Source organism: Streptococcus caballi DSM 19004 (genome assembly GCF_000379985.1).
Classification (GTDB): domain Bacteria; phylum Bacillota; class Bacilli; order Lactobacillales; family Streptococcaceae; genus Streptococcus; species Streptococcus caballi.
This window is the reverse complement of sequence record NZ_KB904066.1, coordinates 23837-45154: the sequence shown is the minus strand read 5'-3', so window position 1 is coordinate 45154 and position 21318 is coordinate 23837. Positions and strand designations below refer to the sequence as shown.

Here is a 21318-nt window from a genome sequence, read left to right as displayed (position 1 = left end):
ATTGAGTTAGAGGAATGACTTTTTTGCCAGCCATTTTGAGAATTGCTTGCCAAACGTGAGTGCTAAAATTAGATTAACACCGACAATGAGACAGCCAATGATAGAAAAAACAAGCAGCTCCGCCCAACGAACCTGCAACAGCAGACTAACTTTTCCAATAATCCAGCAACTGATAGGAAGGCAGATAAGAGACGTCGCTAGCGAGGGAATGTACTGTCTGAGAAAGAGTGCCTGAAAGATGTGAACCAGTAGGTGGAGGGCATAGGCGATGAAGCCACCTAACCAGATGAGGTAGAGGATTCTATGATGGCCGATAAGAGCGACCAGTGAAAATATTAAGACGATTATCAGTTCCTCAAAAACAGCTAGTGCAAAACCTTCTGTTGAAAGGCCGTCATGAAGTCTCAGAAAAATCGGAGCCTTCTCTTGGAGCAGCTGTTTGTACTTGCTTATCCAAGGCATGAAGCCAATAATTTCTTCCATATCATGACAGATAAAAAGTAGGGGAAAAAGCCAGATGTAAGTTACCATATACCGTACCTCCTCTGTTCATTATAGCATGTTTAAAAATGAGTTTCTTCTTTCGTAAATACCCCAATCGTGATACAATGGGAAAGAAGATTTTAAAAAGGAGTAAACTTGTGTTTTATACTTACCTAAGAGGCTTGGTTGTTTTCCTACTTTGGATCATCAACGGCAATGCCCACTATCACAATGAAAATAAAATTTTAGACAAGAACGAAAATTACATTTTGGTAGCCCCTCACCGTACCTGGTGGGATCCCATTTACATGGCCTTTGCAGCGCGACCTAAGCAGTTCATCTTCATGGCTAAGAAAGAACTCTTCAATAATCGCATCTTTGGTTGGTGGATTCGCATGTGCGGTGCCTTTCCTATTGACCGTGACAATCCTGGTCAACAAGCCATTAAATACCCTGTCAGTATGCTCAAGAAGAGTAATCGTTCCTTAGTCATGTTCCCAAGTGGTAGCCGTCATTCAAGTGATGTTAAGGGCGGTGTTGCTGTCATTGCCAAGATGGCCAAGGTCAAAATCATGCCAGTTGTCTATGCAGGGCCAATGGAAATTAAGGGGCTTCTGACAGGTGAGCGCGTGGATATGAACTTTGGAGATCCGATTGATGTGTCTGATATTCGTCGCATGAATGACGAAGGTATTGAAGAAGTGGCAAACCGCATTCAGACAGAATTTGACCGTCTGGATGCTGAAAATGCGACCTACCACACGCTTAAAAAACCAAATCCGCTGACTTATATTTACCGTGTGCCGCTCGGCTTGATTGCCATCATTGTGGTTATCTTGACTCTGATTTTTAGTTACATTGCTAGCTTTGTCTGGGATCCTGATAAGCACCGTAAACTAAACTAAGACAAAAAACTCGTCATTTTGGCGAGTTTTTTCGTATAGTTAAGGTGAGGTGATAAAATGTTAGAAGTTTACATGGAAAAATGTCGTGACCTTATTGCTAAAAACAAGCTGGTAGCAGGATTGTTGGGGAGTTTGCTGGTATTGGTTTTGGGCTTTGTGATTTGGACACATTTTCTCAATCCATCCCAACCTGTCTCTGCAAACATAACTCTGCTAAGCACTTCGCAGTCTACAGACAGCAGTCAGACAGCAATCCATCCAGAACAATCAGCAGCGTCAGCTTCATCTGCCAATGCCCATTACATGGTTGATGTCAAGGGCGCTGTTAACAAAGAGGGCGTCTATAGCCTGCCAGCTGATAGTCGTGTGACGGATGCCATCAAGGCCGCTGGCGGTTTTAACGGTCAAGCTGACAAGAAATCTGTCAATCTCGCCCAGAAAATCAGTGATGAGCAGGTCATTTACGTTGCCAGCCAGGGTGAAGCTGTCAGTGTGATCAGCAGCCCATCTGCTAGTTCCGAATCAACTTTAACAGGCAGCAGCGCAGATAAAATCAACCTAAACACTGCCACCTTGGCTGACCTACAGACCATCTCTGGTATCGGGGCGAAGCGGGCTCAGGACATCTTGGACTACCGCGATAGCAATGGTGGTTTCAAGTCTGTGGACGACCTAAAAAATGTTTCAGGTATCGGCGACAAGACCCTCGAAAAGCTCAAAGTGGAGGTGACTATTGATTAGATATCTTCCCATCAAGCCAATTCATTTGGCTTTTTTGCTAGTCTTGCTTTATTTTCTGGTCTTTTCTTGGACAATAGCAGGGCTGGTCTTGATGATTCTTGCCTTTTTATTCCTGTGTCGGCATTACGGCAGAACTCAGGTTACCAAGACACTTTGCTTCTTAGCGGGATTCGGTCTGTATTTTGCCGTGCTTAATTACCAGCATCAACAGCATCAGCAAAATCAGCCAGCTAGCCTGCAGCAGCTAAAAGTCATTCCTGATAGCATCGCAATCAACGGAGATCTCTTATCTTTTCGAGGCCAATCAAATGGGCAGACCTATCAGGCATTCTATAGACTACAGTCACAAGCAGAGCAGCGCTTTTTTCGAGACTTAGACAAGACCATCCAGCTGGATTTGGTCGCCAAAACTGAGGTCCCTACTCCCCAACGTAATTTCTCTGGTTTTAACTACCAAGCCTATTTGAAAACACAAGGAATTTATCGCTTGGCGAAGATTGAAAAAATTAAGTCTGTTCATTTAGCCAAGCCAGCCGGTATTACAGGATATTTACAGGAGTGGCGTAGGAAGGCTATTGTATCAATCCAGACTAACTTTCCAACGCCCATGCGCCATTACATGACAGGGCTGCTCTTTGGACACTTGGACAAGTCCTTTGGCGAGATGAGCGACCTTTACAGCAGCTTAGGGATTATCCATCTTTTTGCCTTGTCTGGCATGCAGGTTGGCTTTTTTCTGGGTATTTTTCGCTATCTTTTTCTAAGAATGGGCTGGTGCAGGGGCTACGTGGACTTCTTGCAAATTCCTTTTTCAATCTGCTATGCAGGATTGACAGGTTTTTCAATTTCAGTTATCAGAAGTCTTCTGCAATCCAGTCTAGCCAATCTAGGATTCAAGCAATTGGACAATCTAGCCTTGACCATCATATTTAGCTTCTTTATCATGCCCAATTTTTTGCTCACAACAGGTGGCATATTAAGTTTTGCCTATGCATTCATCCTGTCCTTGACAGATTTTGACGATCTCAGTAAGTATCGCAAAATCATAGCAGAAACCTTGACCATCTCGCTAGGAATTTTACCAATTTTGATCTATTATTTTTCAACCTTTCAACCAATGTCCATCGTACTGACAGCCGTCTTCTCCCTGGCCTTTGACTTGATCATGCTGCCTATGCTAAGCATCATTTTTCTCTTGTCACCCCTGGTTAAAATCACTTTTGCCAACAGCTTCTTTAGCCTCTTAGAATCGCTAGTGAGCTGGGCTGGAAAAATTTTCTCCCGTCCTTTAGTTTTCGGAAAGCCTGACATTTTACTCTTATTAGCTTCACTAATTTTGTTGGGCTGCCTTTATGACTTTTACAGGAGAAAAAGGTTGGCGCTACTATTGAGCTTAGTCATTGCTCTGCTATTTTTTCTCAGTAAACACCCGCTGCAAAACGAGGTGACGGTGGTGGATGTCGGACAGGGTGATAGTATTTTTTTGCGTGATGTCAGAGGGAAGACGGTGCTGATTGATGTCGGAGGGAAGGTGGCTTTTGAAAACAAGCAAGAATGGCAAAAACGGGACATGGATAGTAATGCCGAACGTACGCTGATTCCTTATCTGAACAGTCGCGGAGTCAGCCGCATTGACCAGCTGGTGCTGACCCATACCGATACCGACCACATTGGCGATATGGAGGAAGTCGCTAAACATTTTGATATAGGTGAGGTCTTAGTTAGTCCTGGAAGTCTTACAGTGCCAAATTTTGTAGAGCGACTCAAGGTGATGAGGACCAAGGTGCGCGTGGTCAAAGCAGGGGATAGTTTGCCCATTATGGGTAGTCACTTGCAGGTACTTTATCCCAATCAGACTGGCGATGGAGGCAACAATGATTCTCTGGTGCTCTATGGCAAGCTGCTGGACAAGACCTTTCTCTTCACTGGTGACCTGGAAGAAGCTGGTGAGGCTGAATTGTTGGCTAGCTATCCGCCGTTTTCAATTGATGTGCTAAAGGCAGGCCACCACGGTTCTAAGGGCAGTTCTAGTCCAGAATTTCTAGCCCAACTCCAACCCAAGATTGCCCTCATCTCAGCAGGACAAAACAATCGTTATAAACATCCCCATCAAGAAACGCTGGACAGACTGAAAAAGATTAACAGTCAGGTTTACCGCACCGACCAGCAGGGAGCCATCCGTTTTATCGGCCTGAAAAAATGGATGACTGAGACTGTAAGGTGAAAGAAACTTTTTAGTAAAAAGTGCATTTTCGACAATATTCGACTATTTCCTTCGTTTAGTGCTACAGTACGGCTGAGAAATTAAAAATATTAACTTTTGATAAAAAATAGAGATAATATTGATAAAAAGTTAGAAAAAATATTTCATTCATAGCACTGGGATACCCTCAGGCTTCCTTGTTAAACAGTTTTCTAGACTTCTAGGATAACCCTTACAGCCTTAGCTGCTTTAAGTTGAACTTCTCTCTTCTTGCTAGCTCATAGTCTCTCATATACGACAGTATCTTTTAATTTGGCTAAGCTATAGAAAGTAGGACATCCTGAACAAAGACTTGGTTCAGAAAAACATTAGACATTTGAATTGGGCAGGTATCCATTTTGCTGTCGTTCTGGCAGACTTGCTAATCGTCTTATCAGTGGTTAGAAAAACGGTTTCTGGCAATATCTGCATGTTTTTAACTGTTCTAATTGCATTATTTTTGAGCTTTTCTCTTTTTGCATGGCTGACCATGTCGGTCTATGCATTTGCTTTTGCCATAAAGTATAAGGATTGGGTCTGCTTGGCTACACCTATCCACTTGTTTTTTCTACCGTTGCTTTAATTTTTTATTTTCTACGTGTTTGGTGAACTTAACCACCAAGCCTTTCTTTTCCCTGCTGAAATGCTACAAGCATGGTATAATAAGGCTATGATTACAATCGAACAAATTGATAATTTAAGCAAAGACAACCTATCACCCCTTACTCTTTTAGCTGGAGAAGATTTAGGGCAATACATTCAGCTCAAGGAACACCTGCTGGAAAAGGTGGGATTTGACAAGGATGACTTGACCTACTCTTATTTTGATATGGCTGAGAACAACTATCAAGATGCAGAGATGGACCTTGAGAGCCTACCTTTTTTCGCAGACAGCAAGGTTGTTATCTTTGACAACCTTTTAGATATCACAACGGATAAAAGGGCTTATCTAGATGAAACAGAACTCAAGCGCTTCGAAGCTTATCTGGAAAATCCCGTGGAGACAACCAAGCTCATCATCTGTGCCCCTGGAAAATTGGATGGCAAACGTCGTTTGGTCAAGTTGCTCAAACGCGACGCTCAGGTTTTTGAGGCTTCTACTTTGAAGGAAGCTGAGCTGCGCACCTATTTTCAAAAACAAGCTCACAAAGACAATCTAGTTTTCGACTCGGGCGTCTTTGAGGCCCTGCTCATCAAATCTAATTTCGATTTCAGTGAGATTCTGAAAAATCTGGCCTTTCTCAAATCCTACAAAAAATCTGGCAAAATCAGTCAGGCTGATATTGACGAAGCCATCCCTAAAACCTTGCAGGATAATATCTTTGACTTGACCCAACACATCCTGACTGGTAAGATTGATGCAGCTCGGGAGTTAGTTCGTGACCTGCGTCTACAAGGAGAAGACGAAATCAAGCTCATCGCTGTCATGCTAGGACAATTTCGCACCTTCCTACAAGTTAAAATCTTGGCCATCCAAAACAAAGCCGAGCAACAAATTGTAGCGGAGTTATCAGACTATCTAGGCCGCCGCGTCAATCCCTATCAAGTCAAGTTTGCCCTACGTGATTCAAGAACACTACCTATTCCTTTCTTGAAAAAAGCTATCGTGACCCTCATTGACTGCGATTATGCTATCAAACAAGGCAAATTTGACAAAGACTATCTCTTTGACATTGCTCTGCTGAAGATAGCGAAAGAGAGACAGCTGAGAAGAAACGACCAACAAAACTAGCTCGGCAAGATTTACTTAAGCTAAGTTGCCAACCTGCTTCCTCAAGGAGTTAGTTTTTCTGATCTAGAATTCCCAAGCAAATTAGTTGAAAGCTCTGCTATTTTCCTATAAAATGAAGCTATCAAAAAGAAATGAGGACACTGACATGGCAATTATCCTACCAGAACTACCTTACGCTTACGACGCTTTGGAACCATATATCGACGCTGAAACAATGACCCTTCACCATGACAAGCACCACGCTACTTACGTGGCCAATGCTAACGCTGCACTTGAAAAACACCCTGAAATCGGTGAGGACCTTGTAGCTCTCTTGTCAGATGTGGAATCAATTCCAGCTGACATCCGCCAAGCTCTCATCAATAACGGTGGTGGACACCTTAACCACGCGCTTTTCTGGGAACTGCTATCTCCAGAAAAAACTCAAGTAACTGAAGAAGTCGCAGCAGCTATCAATGAAGCTTTCGGTTCGTTTGATGCGTTCAAAGACGCCTTCACAGCAGCCGCAACTACTCGTTTCGGCTCAGGTTGGGCTTGGCTTGTAGTCAACAAAGAAGGCAAACTTGAAGTCGTCTCAACAGCCAATCAAGATACCCCAATCTCACAAGGATTACAACCAATCTTAGCGCTTGATGTTTGGGAACATGCCTACTACCTTAACTACCGTAACGTTCGTCCAAACTATATCAAAGCCTTCTTTGAAATCATCAACTGGAACAAGGTTGCTGAACTCTACGCTGCAGCTAAATAAGAACAGACAAAAAGCTGATGCCATTCGTACTCAGCTTTTTTGCTGCTCTCTCTTTGCTAGTTCAACTTGTCTAATCTGAAAGAAAATGTTTATTTTCCCCTTGTTTAGCAAACATCGCTCTAAACAGAAACTTTTTACCCTTTGCATAAAAGAATCTGCTGAGGAGGTCTGCTCCAAGTAAACTAGCACGTTTATCTTGCCAAACAAGGGGTGCTGCTTTGCTATTTGACAGCAAAAAACTCTCCGCCTCCCGCCGATGACATAGAGTTCAACGGTAGGAAGGGAGAGTTTACTTTTAGTCTACTAGGACTTTTTAGGCGCTCAAATCAGCTACGATAGCTTTAAGTTGATCTTTGGTGTGAACACCTGCAACTTGCTTAACCACTTGACCATCTTTTTTGAACATGAGGGTTGGGATTGACATGATCCCAAATTTTTGAGCTGTTTCTGGGTTTTCATCAACATCAATCTTGACGATTTTAAGGTCATCCTCAGACAATTCTTCGCCCAGTTGGTCAAGGATTGGCGCTTGCATGAGACATGGACCACACCAAGTTGCCCAGAAGTCAATAAGGACAAGTCCTTGTGCTGTTTCTTCTTCAAATGTTTTATCAGTAACGATATGTGCCATAAGATTTCTCCGTTTCTTTTCGTTTATGCTTTCATTTTACGGTAAAAGTAGGACTTTTACAAGAAATTGCTACGAAAAATGATGACGCTAGCATTTTTTGTAAATTCACACAGAAGATAAGGAATTTTCACGATATTTACAAACAATTCTTTTTTTGTTATAATTAAAGTCATTATTTTTAGGAGGATTTTTTAATGAATCGTGCTGCTATTAAAGAAACCGCAAAAGAAAAGTTAGTTGGAAACTGGGGTTGGGGTGTTCTCACTATTCTCATCGTTGCCTTAGTTAGTATCTTCCTTGGCCTATTGACATCTGGAGTTGGTACTGTTGTTGAAGGTCTCGTTGCGGCTGGTGGTAGTCTTGCCTTTCTTCACTTGGTTGATAATCGCAAAGATAATAATGTCTTCACTGCTGCTTTCTCAGCTTTCACTGAAGGGCGTGCCTTGCCAATCTTTTTAACTTGGCTATTGGAATCCATCTTCCTTTTCCTGTGGGCACTTCTTCTCATTGTTCCTGGCATTGTCAAATCATACTCTTACGCGATGTCATTTTATATCGTTGACGACTTGAAGCGCCAAGGCAAGGAAATCTCACCAACGGAAGCTATCACTAAATCTCGTCAGCTTATGGACGGTCATAAGTTTGAGCTCTTTGTCTTTGACCTCAGCTTCCTTGGCTGGTTTATTCTAGGGATGGTTCCATTTGGAATTGGTACCCTTTGGGTGAACGTTTATTACCGCACAGCTAAAGCTGAATTCTACCGTCAGCTGGTTACTAAAAATGCAGAGGTTCTTGAAGAAACTGTAGACTAACCTTGATGTATATACCACAAAAACCCAGAAGCATAACTTCTGGGTTTTTAGCTTATTTAAAAGTTACAATCGTACAGCCTGACCCGCCTGCATTCTGCGGAGCATAGGCAAAGCTTTTGACATGCTTGTTACGGCGCAGATATTTAGTGACAGCTTCACGAATAACACCTGTTCCAATGCCATGAATGATATCTACTTGAGCCATATTATTGAGCAAGGCTTGGTCAATAAAGCCATCCAGCTCCTGCATAGCTTCTTCATAACGTTTGCCGCGAAGATCCAGACGTGCACGTGGTCCACTGCCAGACTTGATTTTCTTGACAACATTGACTTGTTTTTTCTTAGGCTTTTGTGCTTCTTCCTGCACCTTGACCAGACTAAACTCATCTTCCCTCAAAGTCATCTTAATCAGACCAATCTGTGCTTCCCACTTACCATCTTTGAATTGGCTGGTTAGCGTACCATGTTGACCATAGGCTGTGACAACGATGTCATCACCCACGCGCGGCGCACGAAGTTTCTTGGCTTTTTTAAGCACCTTGTTTTTAGACAAATCAACCTGAGGCGCCAACTTCTTGAGCTTGCCTTTGGCTTCGATGATTTCGTGAGGCTTAAGTTCGGCTTTTTCATGCAAGTTTTTGAGAATGGCTTCACTTTCTGCTAGAGCCGTGTCTACAATTTCCCGAGCCTGACTGCGAACCTTATCCATTTCCTTATCACGCTCATGTGAAAATTCATTGTAAAGTTTCTTGACCGCTCGGTTAAACTTGAAATTTTCTTGTTCCACTTCCTTGATGTGGTCAAGTCGCTTACGCGTTTCCAAGGTCTGATGTTCTAACTGCTCAATGATACGATTAACATCACCGTCACGATTGGTCATCTGCTCTGCTTCATGGACAATGACCTCCGCCAAACCTAATCGACGCGCAATTTCAAAGGCGTTGGAGCGGCCGGGAACCCCCTGCATGAAGTGATAGGTTGGGCTCAGTGTTTCCGTGTCAAACTCCATGCTAGCATTTTCTACAAAGTCCGTCTCAATCCCGTAGGCCTTGAGTTCAGGGTAGTGGGTCGTCGCCATGGTCTTGATTTGCATCAGGCGTAAGTGATCTAGGATGGCCATAGCCAAGCTAGCACCTTCCTGAGGATCCGTTCCAGCTCCCAGCTCATCAAAGAGTACCAGACTGTCACTGTCTGCCACTTCCAAAATCTCCACGATATGGGTCATATGGCTAGAAAAGGTTGACAAGCTCTGCTCGATGGACTGTTCATCGCCAATGTCCGCAAAAATTTGGTTGAAAATAGTTACCTTGCTGCCTTCATCCGCCAAAATAGGCAGGCCAGACTGGGCCATAATCTGAGCTAAGCCCAACGTTTTTAGCATGATGGTCTTACCACCTGTATTTGGACCTGTGATAACAATGGCTGTCAAGTCGTGTCCAAAATGCAAATCATTGGGAACTGGATTGGTCAACAAAGGATGGCGGACACTAAGTAGCTGAATCGTCTTATCTGCTGAAATAGCTGGTAGACAGGCCCCAAAATCACGCATGAAGAAATACTTAGCTCGCACAAAATCAAGATGGCCCAGCAGCCAAGAATTGTTGCGCAGGGCAGCAGTATGCGGACGCAGCATATTGGACAATTCGTGTAGAATCCGCGTCAACTCATGACGTTCATCAGCCTGCAGCTGAGTAATGTCCTCGTTGAGGTTAACCACTGCACGAGGTTCAATATAAACTGTATTACCAGAAGCAGAAATGTCATGCACCACTCCCGCCAAGCGATTGCGGTAGGTGTTTTTAACAGGAAGAACACTGCGGCCGTTACGGCTGGCAATGAGGTGTTCAGCTAGATAATCCGATTTATTTTTCAGAATGTCCTGCAAAATTTGACGAACCTGATGCTCGTTGCTAGTGATCTTACGACGAATTCGTTCCAATTCAGAGCTGGCAAAATTCTCGATAAAGCCACCGTCATTGATAGCCTGTAAGCTGCCCTGCAAGTTTGGAAATGATTCTATCTTTTCAAAAATACGATTGAGAGCAGGCAACTCTACATTCTCCAAATTAGCATAAAAGCGCTGCATGTCGACAGAGATCTGAAGGACCCTTTTTAAATCCAACATTTCAACAATATTGAGGTCAGCTGACAACTCCAAGCGGCGCAGGCTGGCCGACACATCACGCAGAGCTCCCATTCCAAAACTATGATTTTCTAAAAAGATAGCCTCCATGTCTGCAATTTCAGCAAAGCTATTTTCAATTCTTTCCTTATCAGACATAGGTCCCAGCTCATTGAGCTCCATCTGACCCTGCTCTGTTTGTAGGTAAGTGTCAAGCAGAGACTTTACCTTATCAAATTCTAACTGTTCTAAAATTCTGTTGTTCATAATATCTATTATACCAAAAAGAAAGAAGCAAGGCTTAACCTTACTTCAAAATGTTGATAACCCACCAATTCTCCAAAAGATTGGAGAAGATAGGCAAGTGATTGACGAGAAAAGCCACCACGCCGCTGCTCTTTAAAAGATTTTGAACACTTGGCATAGGGACCGTTGCTAAGACGGTGAAAATCATGCTCAGAAAGATAAGCGTGACAAAAAGGGCTAGGACGCCACTAACCAAGTTGAACTTGACATCGTCCAACAAATCAATAGGAGCAAAATGAAGGAAGATACCCAGCAATCTAAGAACTAGATAAACTACACTGTAGACAGCAACAAAAGCAAGTCCTGCATAATAAACCTTATCCAATTCAAAGATGTTGACACTCTTAAAGAAGGCCATGGCCGCATCTTCTGTCGGATTAGAGTAGGGTAGCCAGAGCGTAATCTTCTGCCCCAGTTCTTGATAATAGTGTTGAGCGACTGCCAGCGAGATCAAGCAAGCTAGAGAATAATAAGCCTGCAAAATGATGCCGCGATTATAGCCGATGTAAAAATTCCAAGCTAGAATGACTAAAACAAGGAGCGAGATCATAACTATTCCTCACTGGTTTCTTCTTGGCTAACTTTTTCCTTGATATCAACGATGGCCACAGACCTGAGTTGGGATAATTCTTTTTCCATCTTCTCCATCTCAATTTCTCGACTCAATTGAAGAGACAAAGAATTGATAGCCATTAAAATAGCAATAGTTTCATCGTCCGCGGCAGGTAATTTTTCTTTGATAGCCTGATACTTTTCTTGTGCCACACGCTCAACCTCTTCCATAAAGAGATTGTCTTTGTCAGTCGTTAAGGTAAGTGGCTTTTCTCCAAATACAAATTTATAACGATTTTTACTTTTCATTCTAATACCTCTTTCTAGCATTATACCGTAAAATAAAGATTTCGTAAAATCACAATTCTAATATATTGTTTGACATCTGCCACCCCTAGGATAAGAAAAGAATCGTTTTTTCAATGAGCATGTTGATAGGTTTTATGATAGAATATTAGCTATGAGTACGATTGTCATGAAAATGGGCGAAGGCAGAACAGACAAACTTATTACTGAACTGGCCAACCAGCAAATCAGTAACAATAATCCTTACGTCAGCTTTGCGGCCAAGGTCCAGGGTGTTACTATTCTTCTTTACCGTTCAGGAAAACTCGTTTTCCAAGGTAGCGCTGCTGAGCAGGTGGCTAGTCAATTTGGCTACCAGCCCGAGCCAGCCGTTTTACAGAGCGGACAAGATCTTCCTTTGATTGGATCAGACGAGGTGGGCAATGGTTCTTATTTTGGAGGGTTAGCTGTTGTGGCAAGCTATGTCGAACCTAGCCATCATAGTTTTCTCAAGAGCCTTGGCGTTGATGATTCCAAAAATCTTACCGACCTCAAAATTCGACAAATCGCTCCGCTTTTAGAAAAAAAAATCGCCCACAAAGCGCTACTCCTGTCCCCCAAAAAATACAATGAGGTCGTTGGACAAGGTAAGCGTCACAATGCGGTCTCTGTTAAAGTAGCCCTACACAATCAAGCTATTTTTCTGCTACTGCAAGACGGCCTGAGACCAGAAAAGATTGTCATTGATGCCTTCACCAGTCAGAAAAATTATGAAAAATACTTGAAAACAGAGAAAAATCATTTTTCCAATCCCTTAACTTTTGAAGAGAAAGCTGAAGGAAAATACTTGGCTGTCGCGGTCAGCTCAATCATCGCTCGCAATCTCTTTCTAGAAAATTTAGAAAAACTGGGGCAAGATTTGGGCTACAATCTACCAAGCGGAGCAGGAAATAAATCAGACAAGGTCGCTAGCCAGATTTTAGCTGCTTATGGTATGCCTGGTTTAGAGCACTGCGCTAAACTGCATTTTGCCAACACACAGAAGGCAATCAAGCTATTAAAGAAATGAGGATAAAACATGAAAAACTTTATCAAAGAATGGGGACTCTTTTCTCTCTTCATTATTCTTTTTTTCCTATCTCGCCTCTTTTTGTGGCAAGCAGTCAAGGTTGATGGGCACTCAATGGATCCGACTTTAGCTAATAAGGAACGCCTCATTGTTTTTAACAAAGCTAAGATTGACCGTTTTGATATTGTGGTAGCTTCAGAGGTGGAAGATGGCAGTAAGAAAGTCATTGTCAAGCGCGTTATTGGTATGCCTGGCGACACCATCACCTATAAAAATGACCAACTTTATGTCAATGGTAAAAAAACAGCTGAAAACTACCTCAAAGATTACCAAGCCAAATTCAAAAAAGATAAATTGCAGTCAACCTACTCTTACAATTCCCTTTTCCAACAACTGGCTGATAGCTCAACTGCCTTTACGACTGACACTAACGGTAAGGCAACATTCACTGTAACCGTTCCAAAGGGAGAATATTTCTTGCTAGGCGATGACCGCATCGTCTCTAAAGATAGCCGTGAAGTTGGTACTTTCAAGAAAAAGGCCATTGTTGGTCAAGTCGCCTTTCGCTTCTGGCCTTTTTCTCGTATCGGCAGCGTTAAATAATATAGTTGTTTAGTTTTCCTCTAAATATGAGGCAACGAGGCCCTGGCTATACTTGAGTGAGGCAAACCGAGTAAACGAATTAATCAAAGATAAGCTAAATGACTATAACAGCACAGTATAAAGGTTGACCCTGGTCAGCCTTTTCTTACTAAATAATTAAAGGAAAGGAAGCTATGGAAGTCTATTTTTCAGGCAACATTGACCGTGTGATCTTTGAAAATGCCAGCAATTTCTTCAAGATTATCTTACTGGAAATTGAGGACAGTGATAGTGATTTTGAGGATTTTGAAATTATTGTCACTGGTACTATTGCTGATGTTATTGAGGGGGAGCGCTACACTTTCTGGGGGGAGCTGACCCAGCACCCAAAATACGGAGAACAGCTCAAGGTCAGTCGTTATGAGCGCGCTAAACCAACCTCGTCAGGTTTAGTCAAATACTTTTCTAGCGAGCATTTCAGGGGGATTGGTAAAAAGACAGCTGAAAAGATTGTTCAGCTTTATGGTGACAATACCATTGATAACATTTTAGAGGATCCTAGCAAACTAGACAATATTTCTGGTCTGTCTAAGGTCAACAAAGAAGCCTTTATCAATAAGCTCAAAATTAATTATGGCACCGAGCAGATTCTTGCAAAGTTATCGGAGTACGGCCTGACCAACCGCGTTGCTTTCCAAATCTTTGATCACTACAAGGAAGACAGTCTTGAAATTATTCAGGAAAACCCCTATCAGCTGGTTGAAGATATTCAGGGAATTGGCTTTAAGATGGCGGATCAGCTGGCTCAACAACTGGGTGTAGAAAGCGACTCACCGCAACGTTTTCGCGCGGCCCTTGTCCACACCCTTTTCGAGACTTCTGTTGAACAAGGTGACACCTACCTTGAAGCAAGAAATTTACTAGAAAACGCTATCAACCTGCTAGAAAGTTCACGACAAGTAGAGCTCAATCCAGAAGCTGTTGCTCAAGAATTGAGCAACCTCATTGCCGAAGATAAAGTGCAAAATATCGAAACTAAGATTTTTGATAACACCCTTTTCCATGCCGAAGCTGGCATCAAAAAGCATCTGACTCGCATTCTAGATACACCTCTGGATATCGATTACAAACCTGACCAACTAGAAGCAACAATTAAAGCCGTAGAAGACAAATTTAACATTAGCTATGATGCTACACAAAAAAGTGCTATTGCAGAAGCTCTCAACAGCAAGGTCTTTATTCTAACAGGCGGCCCTGGAACAGGAAAAACTACCGTTATCAACGGGCTCATTGAAGTCTATGCCAGTCTCCACAAGATTGACCTTAACAAGGGTGATCTTCCCATCATTTTAGCTGCTCCAACGGGACGAGCTGCCAGACGCATGAATGAATTGACTGGCCTTCCAAGTGCCACAATCCATCGCCATCTGGGGCTCAACGGTGACAATGATTATCAGACCATTGAGGATTATTTGGACTGTGACCTCATCATCATCGACGAGTTTTCCATGGTTGACACCTGGCTAGCCAATCAACTTTTTAGCGCCATCTCTTCCAACACTCAGGTTATTATTGTTGGCGATAGCGACCAGCTACCATCCGTAGGTCCGGGGCAGGTTTTAGCAGATCTTTTGAAAATAGAAGAGTTGCCTCAGGTTGCCCTTCGCAAAATTTTCCGTCAGTCTGACGACTCAACCATTGTTACCCTAGCCAGCCAAATGAGACAAGGACAGTTGCCTGCTGATTTCACTCAGAAAAAACCTGATCGCTCCTACTTTGAAGCACAGGCTCAGCACATTCCTATGATGGTAGAGAAAATTGTCAGCTCAGCTCTCAAAAGTGGCATCGAAGCTCAGGAAATTCAAATTCTAGCTCCTATGTACCGAGGGCAGGCAGGTATTAACAACCTCAATCTTCTCATGCAAAACCTCCTTAATCCACTTGCCGATCAGCTTGAGTTTACCTTTAACGACCTAAGTTTCCGCAAGAACGACAAGGTGCTTCATCTGGTTAATGATGCCGAACTTAATGTTTTTAACGGTGACATTGGCTATATCACCGACCTCATCCCAGCAAAATACACTGAGTCCAAGCAGGATGAAATTCACATGGTTTTCGACGGGACAGAGGTTATTTACCCACGCAATGAATGGAACAAAATCACTTTGGCTTACGCCATGTCTATTCACAAATCTCAGGGAAGTGAGTTTCAAGTTGTTATCCTTCCTATCACGCGCCAAAGCGGCCGCATGCTGCAACGCAACCTCATCTATACAGCCATCACCCGCTCAAAAAGTAAACTGGTCATGTTGGGGGAATTATCCGCCTTTGACTATGCAGTTAAAAATGAAGGAGCTAAGCGCCAAACCTATCTTGTTCAACGCTTCACCTCATCCCTTCCTAAGGATACAATTAGTCAGCTCACTCAGAAAATCAGTCTAAGCGAAGAACAATCAAGTACAAGCAAAAGAAAACAAGAATCGCTCTACGCCGAACAAATCTGTCTGGACTTGGATGAGTCAGAAGTAGAAATTACAGCTGATGAAAGAAGAGAAGAGAACTTCCGACTAACTGAAGATAACCTCAGGTTTATTGACCCTATGATTGGTATCCGGCAGGAAGATATTGACGCTTTTTTTAAATAATGATGACATTTGATTTACGCTATTTTCTTTCATGAGAAATTATGATAGACTTATTGTGTTATCTTTTTAGTACAGAAGTAACTTTTGATAAACAAAGGAGATTTTTATGGTATCTTATGAAAAAATTCGTCAATCACTGCGGTCATTTACCGTCTTACTACAAGTCATTTATTTCTTGACAGCTATATTTGGTGTCCTGAGTGTCATTGGTGTCTTCCTCTTAAAAGCCAATATCAATTCAGAAGCCTATACTTCTCAATATTCTTCCCAACAGCTGGAGATCTTACGTCAAAGTATCACTCCTTTTGCAATTTTCTTACTTTGTGTCAGCCTAGCTGCCAGCATTCTTATCATTGTTTTCAACTTTATTAACCTATCCAAGATAAAGAAAAAAGATGAGATTAGTTATCTTCCCTTCTACTTGGGAGCCGTGCTCGCACTGATCAATATTGTTAGCAACCTACTGACGGCCAAAGCTCAGGCCATCGGATTATTGATACAAATTGCTATTTTGGCCATTAATTTCTACGCTTTTACACGAGCAAAAATGTTGAATGAGCATGATGATTAGCAAAAAAAGATGAATTGGAACACCCAGTTCATCTTTTTTAGATGTCTAATTGAATGCTATTCTCCTTGTCTTCTAACCCTGTCACAGTAACGCCAAGAAGCCGAATCCCAGAAGCTCTTTCCTCCAAACTGTCAAAAATAGTTTTAGCTACTTGATCAATCTTATCAAAGTCAGCAGTCGCCTTGTCTAGCGTCATTCGCTTAGTTAGCGTAGAAAAATCAGCATAGCGAACCTTGATAACAACAATTTTCCCAACCTTCTGATTTTTTCCTAAAGTAGTCGCCACCCGTCTGGCATTATTTGAAATTTCTGCTTTAATGTCGCTGTCATCATAGAGCAGTTTGGCATAGGTTCTCTCGCTACCGATAGATTTACGAATGCGATTATTTTTGACTGGCGAATTGGAAATACCCCTAGCCTTGCGGTATAAATCAAAACCAAAACGACCGAAGGCATCAATCAGAGTCGTCTCAGAAATAGTTAATAAATCAGCACCTATGTAAACGCCCATCTCGTGTAAACGTTCCACAGACTTCTTACCAACTCCATGAAATTTTTCAATAGGAAGTTTTTCCAAAAAGGCTTGCGCATCTTCAGGTAAAACTAGAGTTAAGCCTCGTGGTTTTTCAAAATCCGAAGCCAACTTAGCTAGAAATTTATTATAGGAAACTCCTGCTGAACAGGTCAAGTGAACTTCCTGCCAAATATCGTGCTGAATGAGTTTAGCTATCTTAACAGCTGACTTGATACCTAGTTTATTTTCAGTCACATCAAGGTAAGCTTCATCAATGGACATGGGTTCAACCAAGTCTGTGTAGCGTTTGAAAATTTCCCTAATCTGATAACCTACCTCGCGGTACTTGGCATAATTACCTGAAATAAAAATGGCTTGCGGACATCGTTCATAGGCTTCTTTAGAAGACATAGCCGAATGAACACCAAACTTTCTAGCCTCATAATTACAGGTAGAAACTACACCACGACCGCCTGTTTTTCTAGGATCTGAGCCAATAATAACTGGCTTCCCAACCAGATTAGGATTGTTCCGTTCCTCCACTGATGCAAAAAAGGCATCCATGTCAATATGGATGATTTTCCGACTAGTATCATTTAAAAGGGGAAAAATTAACATATTGCCTCCTTTCCAACTATTATACCCTTTCTCTTATTTTCTGCCAAATGCAGAGTTTCTATTATTTATAATACAGTTAAGTTATTTTTTAGAATCTGTATTATAAAAGAATATGATATAGATTAAAGTTTTTCACTTTAGAAAACGCTTCCTGTATGATAAACTATACTTGTAAATGTAACAGATGTGTTGTTACTAGATTTAAGGAGAACAAATAAATGGCAACTGTAAAAACTAACACAGATGTTTTCGAAAAAGCTTGGGAAGGCTTCAAAGGAACCGACTGGAAAGAAAAAGCAAGCGTAGCGCGCTTTGTTCAAGCTAACTACACACCTTATGATGGTGATGAAAGTTTCTTAGCTGGCGTTACTGAACGTTCACTTAAAATTAAAAAAATTGTAGAAGAAACTAAGGCTGGCTACGAAGAAGCAGGACGTTTCCCAATGGATACACGCCCAACTTCAATCGCTGATATCCCTGCTGGTTACATTGACAAAGAAAACGAATTAATTTTTGGTATTCAAAACGATGAACTCTTCAAATTGAACTTCATGCCAAAAGGTGGTATCCGTATGGCTGAAACTGCTTTGAAGGAACATGGTTATGAACCAGATCCAGCTGTTCATGACATTTTCACAAAATATGTGACAACAGTTAATGATGGTATCTTCCGTGCCTATACTTCAAACATTCGTCGTGCACGTCACGCTCATACGGTAACTGGTCTTCCAGATGCTTACTCACGTGGTCGTATCATCGGTGTTTATGCTCGTCTTGCTTTGTATGGTGCTGACTACCTCATGCAAGAAAAAGTAAACGACTGGAACGCTATCACTGAAATTGATGAAGAATCAATTCGTCTTCGTGAAGAAGTTAACCTTCAGTACCAAGCACTCGGTGAAGTTGTTAAATTGGGTGACCTTTACGGGGTTGATGTTCGCAAACCTGCTATGAACGTTAAAGAAGCTATCCAATGGGTTAACATTGCTTTCATGGCTGTCTGTCGTGTTGTCAATGGTGCTGCTACTTCTCTTGGACGTGTGCCAATCGTTCTTGATATCTTTGCAGAACGTGACCTTGCTCGTGGAACATTCACTGAAAGTGAAATCCAAGAATTTGTAGATGACTTTGTTATGAAGCTTCGTACCGTTAAGTTTGCACGTACTAAAGCTTATGACGAACTCTACTCAGGTGACCCGACCTTCATCACAACTTCTATGGCGGGTATGGGAGCTGACGGACGTCACCGTGTTACTAAAATGGACTACCGTTTCTTGAACACTCTTGATAACATCGGTAATGCTCCAGAACCAAACTTGACAGTTCTTTGGACTGACAAACTGCCTTACTCATTCCGTCGTTACTGTATGAAGATGTCACACAAACACTCTTCTATCCAATACGAAGGTGTGACAACAATGGCTAAAGACGGTTATGGTGAAATGTCATGTATCTCATGTTGTGTATCACCACTTGACCCAGAAAACGAAGAACAACGTCATAACATCCAGTACTTCGGTGCTCGTGTAAACGTCCTCAAAGCTCTTCTTACAGGTCTTAACGGTGGTTACGACGATGTTCATAAAGACTACAAAGTATTTGACATCGAACCTGTCCGCGATGAAGTGCTTGACTTTGATACTGTCAAAGCTAACTTTGAAAAATCTCTTGACTGGTTGACTTCAACTTATGTAGACGCCCTTAACATCATCCACTACATGACTGATAAGTACAACTACGAAGCTGTTCAAATGGCCTTTTTGCCAACTAAACAACGTGCTAACATGGGATTCGGTATCTGTGGCTTCGCAAACACTGTTGATACTCTGTCAGCTATTAAATATGCTACTGTTAAACCAATTCGTGACGAAAATGGCTACATCTACGATTATGAAACAACTGGTGAATACCCACGTTGGGGTGAAGATGACCCTCGTTCAAACGAATTGGCAGAATGGTTGATTGAAGCCTACACTACTCGCCTTCGCAGCCACAAGCTTTACAAGAACGCTGAAGCTACTGTATCACTTCTTACCATTACTTCAAACGTTGCTTACTCTAAACAAACTGGTAACTCTCCAGTTCACAAAGGTGTCTACCTCAACGAAGACGGTACTGTAAACCTTTCTAAACTTGAATTCTTCTCACCAGGTGCTAACCCATCTAACAAAGCCCGTGGTGGTTGGTTACAAAACTTGAATTCACTTGCTAGTCTTGACTTTGCCTATGCGGCAGATGGTATCTCACTCACAACTCAAGTTTCTCCACGTGCGCTTGGTAAAACATTCGACGAACAAGTTGATAACTTGGTAACCATCCTTGATGGCTACTTCGAAAACGGTGGACAACACGTTAACTTGAATGTTATGGACCTTAAAGATGTCTATGACAAAATCATGAGCGGTGAAGATGTTATCGTTCGTATCTCTGGATACTGCGTAAACACTAAATACCTTACTAAAGAACAAAAAACTGAATTGACTCAACGTGTCTTTCACGAAGTACTTTCAATGGATGATGCCGCTGAAGCTCTCTCAGGTCAAAAAGCTTAATTAGTGGGCTAACACTTAAAAAGATCTTGTCAGTTGACAGGATCTTTTCTTCTGCTTAAAATGGACTTATGCAAATCAAACAAACACGAAACACACTATCAGATACCTACCTTGACGCCGTTCGGATTCGCCAGAAGGTCTTCGTTCAGGAACAAGGCGTTCCTCGTCATATCGAGATTGATAAAAACGAAGCTCTCTGTCTGCATTTTGTTCTTTATGATGATAATGACAAAGCAGCTGCCACATGCCGCATTTTACCAAATGCAGGTCATACAAAAGCCACCCTTCAACGTATGGCGGTGTTGTCAGATTATCGCGGGCAGCATTTAGGAGCACTTCTTTTAGAAGAGGTAGTCAATTTCTGTCAAAAACAAGGTTTTAAAACCATAGAACTTCATGCTCAACTATCAGCCTTTGCTTTCTATCAAAAACTTAGCTTTAGGCCAGTAGGTCAGCAGTTTACCGAGGCGGGAATTGAACATATCACTATGAAAAAAGAACTCTAGTAAAAATCCTTAAAACAAAATCCAACTTGGAAGATGTTTTAAGGATTTTTATTATTTCTTCTTACCTAAGCGGGCAAAGGTCGCTTTGATAGCATCCGCAACGTCACTGCCTTGTTCTTTCAAATGTTCCAAACGCCGTGCGCTTAAATCTTCTTGGACCTTATCATAGAGTTCGTCTTGGACCTGCCCAGCTAGCTCAACTTCTTGTCCAACTGAAATAGCATTCCAACGCATAATGTTAGTTTTAAATGGTGCAAAGACATGATTGAGGACGTTTTCATCATCTTCATGAACCAGTGCCAGAACACCCACTTCACCATCAAGCAATTTCTTAGCTACATCTTCAATCAGCGTATTATCAGTTGAATCCGTAAAGCTACCACTTGCAGCTCCTGCCAGAGTTCCGATACCATAACCCAGAATGACACCAATTGGACCGCTGATGATTCCCAGCAGGCCACCCACAATACCTCCAATAGTAGCGTAATCGTGCGTTGCATCATCGAAATCAATAGAATCCTTGATGACCACATTACCAGACTCATTTTTGACTAGAGCAATTTGAGCAATTTGCGTCTTTTCGTTTTGTTTGAAAGACTTGAGTTCAGAGAAAGCTTGATAGGCTTCGCTTTCCACATCAAATAGGACAAGTAGAACATTTTCCATAGAACATCCCCCCTTCATCTGCTTTCATTATAG

Annotated in this window: 18 protein-coding genes and 1 pseudogene; 12 read left to right on the top strand and 7 right to left on the bottom strand. The window is 42.0% G+C overall.

All coding sequences use genetic code 11. The features are described from left to right. Positions 1-6 precede the first annotated feature (6 nt). The gene (locus A3GS_RS0102830) at positions 7-531 is read right to left on the bottom strand and encodes an HXXEE domain-containing protein (RefSeq protein WP_018363910.1); all 525 of its coding nucleotides are present in this window, start codon (positions 529-531) and stop codon (positions 7-9) included. Between the two features lie 110 nt (positions 532-641). On the opposite strand from A3GS_RS0102830, the gene A3GS_RS0102825 reads away from it, so the two are divergent. The 5 genes from A3GS_RS0102825 (at position 642) to sodA (ending at position 6854) form a co-directional block, all read left to right on the top strand. Continuing rightward, complete coding sequence (locus A3GS_RS0102825; RefSeq protein WP_018363909.1) at positions 642-1388, top strand: lysophospholipid acyltransferase family protein; 747 nt, start codon at positions 642-644, stop codon at positions 1386-1388. 57 nt (positions 1389-1445) lie between these two features. Next, positions 1446-2129, top strand: coding sequence for a helix-hairpin-helix domain-containing protein (locus tag A3GS_RS0102820; RefSeq protein WP_018363908.1), 684 nt, complete (start codon positions 1446-1448; stop codon positions 2127-2129). Continuing rightward, positions 2122-4353 carry a DNA internalization-related competence protein ComEC/Rec2 gene (locus A3GS_RS0102815; RefSeq protein WP_018363907.1) on the top strand — a complete coding sequence of 744 codons (2232 nt, stop codon included), beginning with the start codon at positions 2122-2124 and terminating at the stop codon, positions 4351-4353. The genes A3GS_RS0102820 and A3GS_RS0102815 overlap by 8 nt, the downstream gene beginning before the upstream one ends. Positions 4354-5041: 688 nt before the next feature. Continuing rightward, positions 5042-6103, top strand: coding sequence for a DNA polymerase III subunit delta (holA, locus tag A3GS_RS0102810; RefSeq protein ID WP_018363906.1), 1062 nt, complete (start codon positions 5042-5044; stop codon positions 6101-6103). A gap of 145 nt (positions 6104-6248) precedes the next feature. After that, complete coding sequence (sodA, locus tag A3GS_RS0102805; protein WP_018363905.1) at positions 6249-6854, top strand: superoxide dismutase SodA; 606 nt, start codon at positions 6249-6251, stop codon at positions 6852-6854. A 313-nt stretch (positions 6855-7167) separates the two neighbouring features. Here the strand turns inward: sodA and trxA are convergent, their stop codons facing one another. Then, on the bottom strand, positions 7168-7485 hold the full coding sequence (trxA, locus tag A3GS_RS0102795) for a thioredoxin (protein WP_018363903.1): 318 nt from the start codon (positions 7483-7485) through the stop codon (positions 7168-7170). Positions 7486-7679: 194 nt separating this feature from the next. Between trxA and A3GS_RS0102790 the strand changes: the two genes are divergently transcribed. Next, positions 7680-8297, top strand: a complete 618-nt coding sequence (locus A3GS_RS0102790; protein WP_018363902.1) for a DUF975 family protein — start codon at positions 7680-7682, stop codon at positions 8295-8297. Between the two features lie 52 nt (positions 8298-8349). Here the strand turns inward: A3GS_RS0102790 and A3GS_RS0102785 are convergent, their stop codons facing one another. Genes A3GS_RS0102785 through A3GS_RS0102775 form a run of 3 tightly spaced genes read right to left on the bottom strand, consistent with a single transcriptional unit; the run spans position 8350 to position 11586 of the window. Beyond that, a complete protein-coding gene (locus tag A3GS_RS0102785) occupies positions 8350-10686 on the bottom strand; it encodes an endonuclease MutS2 (protein WP_018363901.1) in 2337 nt (778 codons plus the stop codon). Positions 10687-10726: 40 nt separating this feature from the next. After that, complete coding sequence (locus A3GS_RS0102780) at positions 10727-11275, bottom strand: CvpA family protein (RefSeq protein ID WP_018363900.1); 549 nt, start codon at positions 11273-11275, stop codon at positions 10727-10729. Positions 11276-11277: 2 nt separating this feature from the next. After that, a complete protein-coding gene (locus tag A3GS_RS0102775; protein WP_018363899.1) occupies positions 11278-11586 on the bottom strand; it encodes a hypothetical protein in 309 nt (102 codons plus the stop codon). A 151-nt stretch (positions 11587-11737) separates the two neighbouring features. Between A3GS_RS0102775 and rnhC the strand changes: the two genes are divergently transcribed. From rnhC to A3GS_RS0102755, 4 genes and pseudogenes are all read left to right on the top strand, one after another. Further along, positions 11738-12631 carry a ribonuclease HIII gene (gene rnhC / locus A3GS_RS12640; protein ID WP_018363898.1) on the top strand — a complete coding sequence of 298 codons (894 nt, stop codon included), beginning with the start codon at positions 11738-11740 and terminating at the stop codon, positions 12629-12631. 9 nt (positions 12632-12640) lie between these two features. After that, on the top strand, positions 12641-13234 hold the full coding sequence (gene lepB, locus A3GS_RS12635) for a signal peptidase I (RefSeq protein WP_018363897.1): 594 nt from the start codon (positions 12641-12643) through the stop codon (positions 13232-13234). Positions 13235-13407: 173 nt separating this feature from the next. Beyond that, positions 13408-15648 (top strand): annotated as a pseudogene (gene recD2, locus A3GS_RS0102760) (SF1B family DNA helicase RecD2); the annotation flags it as partial. 316 nt (positions 15649-15964) lie between these two features. Beyond that, entirely contained in the window at positions 15965-16429 is a 465-nt protein-coding gene (locus A3GS_RS0102755) for a hypothetical protein (protein WP_018363895.1), read from the top strand. A 37-nt stretch (positions 16430-16466) separates the two neighbouring features. Here A3GS_RS0102755 and dinB read toward each other — a convergent pair whose 3' ends face one another. Beyond that, positions 16467-17561 (bottom strand): DNA polymerase IV, encoded by a 1095-nt coding sequence (gene dinB / locus A3GS_RS0102750; RefSeq protein ID WP_018363894.1) that lies wholly within the window; start codon positions 17559-17561, stop codon positions 16467-16469. Positions 17562-17779: 218 nt separating this feature from the next. Here dinB and pflB point away from each other — a divergent pair, with 218 nt between their 5' ends. Then, entirely contained in the window at positions 17780-20113 is a 2334-nt protein-coding gene (gene pflB / locus A3GS_RS0102745; RefSeq protein ID WP_018363893.1) for a formate C-acetyltransferase, read from the top strand. A 68-nt stretch (positions 20114-20181) separates the two neighbouring features. Beyond that, positions 20182-20619, top strand: coding sequence for a GNAT family N-acetyltransferase (locus A3GS_RS0102740; RefSeq protein WP_018363892.1), 438 nt, complete (start codon positions 20182-20184; stop codon positions 20617-20619). Between the two features lie 51 nt (positions 20620-20670). Here the strand turns inward: A3GS_RS0102740 and A3GS_RS0102735 are convergent, their stop codons facing one another. Next, entirely contained in the window at positions 20671-21285 is a 615-nt protein-coding gene (locus tag A3GS_RS0102735) for a DUF1269 domain-containing protein (protein WP_018363891.1), read from the bottom strand. Positions 21286-21318: the final 33 nt, after the last annotated feature.

What these genes read in the sequence shown, in the direction of transcription:
- A3GS_RS0102830 (WP_018363910.1), bottom strand. Translation starts at nt 531, where the DNA reads ATGGTAACTTACATCTGGCTTTTTCCCCTACTTTTTATCTGTCATGAT.
- A3GS_RS0102820 (WP_018363908.1), top strand. Translation starts at nt 1,446, where the DNA reads ATGTTAGAAGTTTACATGGAAAAATGTCGTGACCTTATTGCTAAAAAC.
- holA (WP_018363906.1), top strand. Translation starts at nt 5,042, where the DNA reads ATGATTACAATCGAACAAATTGATAATTTAAGCAAAGACAACCTATCA.
- sodA (WP_018363905.1), top strand. Translation starts at nt 6,249, where the DNA reads ATGGCAATTATCCTACCAGAACTACCTTACGCTTACGACGCTTTGGAA.
- trxA (WP_018363903.1), bottom strand. Translation starts at nt 7,485, where the DNA reads ATGGCACATATCGTTACTGATAAAACATTTGAAGAAGAAACAGCACAA.
- A3GS_RS0102790 (WP_018363902.1), top strand. Translation starts at nt 7,680, where the DNA reads ATGAATCGTGCTGCTATTAAAGAAACCGCAAAAGAAAAGTTAGTTGGA.
- A3GS_RS0102785 (WP_018363901.1), bottom strand. Translation starts at nt 10,686, where the DNA reads ATGAACAACAGAATTTTAGAACAGTTAGAATTTGATAAGGTAAAGTCT.
- A3GS_RS0102780 (WP_018363900.1), bottom strand. Translation starts at nt 11,275, where the DNA reads ATGATCTCGCTCCTTGTTTTAGTCATTCTAGCTTGGAATTTTTACATC.
- A3GS_RS0102775 (WP_018363899.1), bottom strand. Translation starts at nt 11,586, where the DNA reads ATGAAAAGTAAAAATCGTTATAAATTTGTATTTGGAGAAAAGCCACTT.
- rnhC (WP_018363898.1), top strand. Translation starts at nt 11,738, where the DNA reads ATGAGTACGATTGTCATGAAAATGGGCGAAGGCAGAACAGACAAACTT.
- lepB (WP_018363897.1), top strand. Translation starts at nt 12,641, where the DNA reads ATGAAAAACTTTATCAAAGAATGGGGACTCTTTTCTCTCTTCATTATT.
- A3GS_RS0102755 (WP_018363895.1), top strand. Translation starts at nt 15,965, where the DNA reads ATGGTATCTTATGAAAAAATTCGTCAATCACTGCGGTCATTTACCGTC.
- dinB (WP_018363894.1), bottom strand. Translation starts at nt 17,561, where the DNA reads ATGTTAATTTTTCCCCTTTTAAATGATACTAGTCGGAAAATCATCCAT.
- pflB (WP_018363893.1), top strand. Translation starts at nt 17,780, where the DNA reads ATGGCAACTGTAAAAACTAACACAGATGTTTTCGAAAAAGCTTGGGAA.
- A3GS_RS0102740 (WP_018363892.1), top strand. Translation starts at nt 20,182, where the DNA reads ATGCAAATCAAACAAACACGAAACACACTATCAGATACCTACCTTGAC.
- A3GS_RS0102735 (WP_018363891.1), bottom strand. Translation starts at nt 21,285, where the DNA reads ATGGAAAATGTTCTACTTGTCCTATTTGATGTGGAAAGCGAAGCCTAT.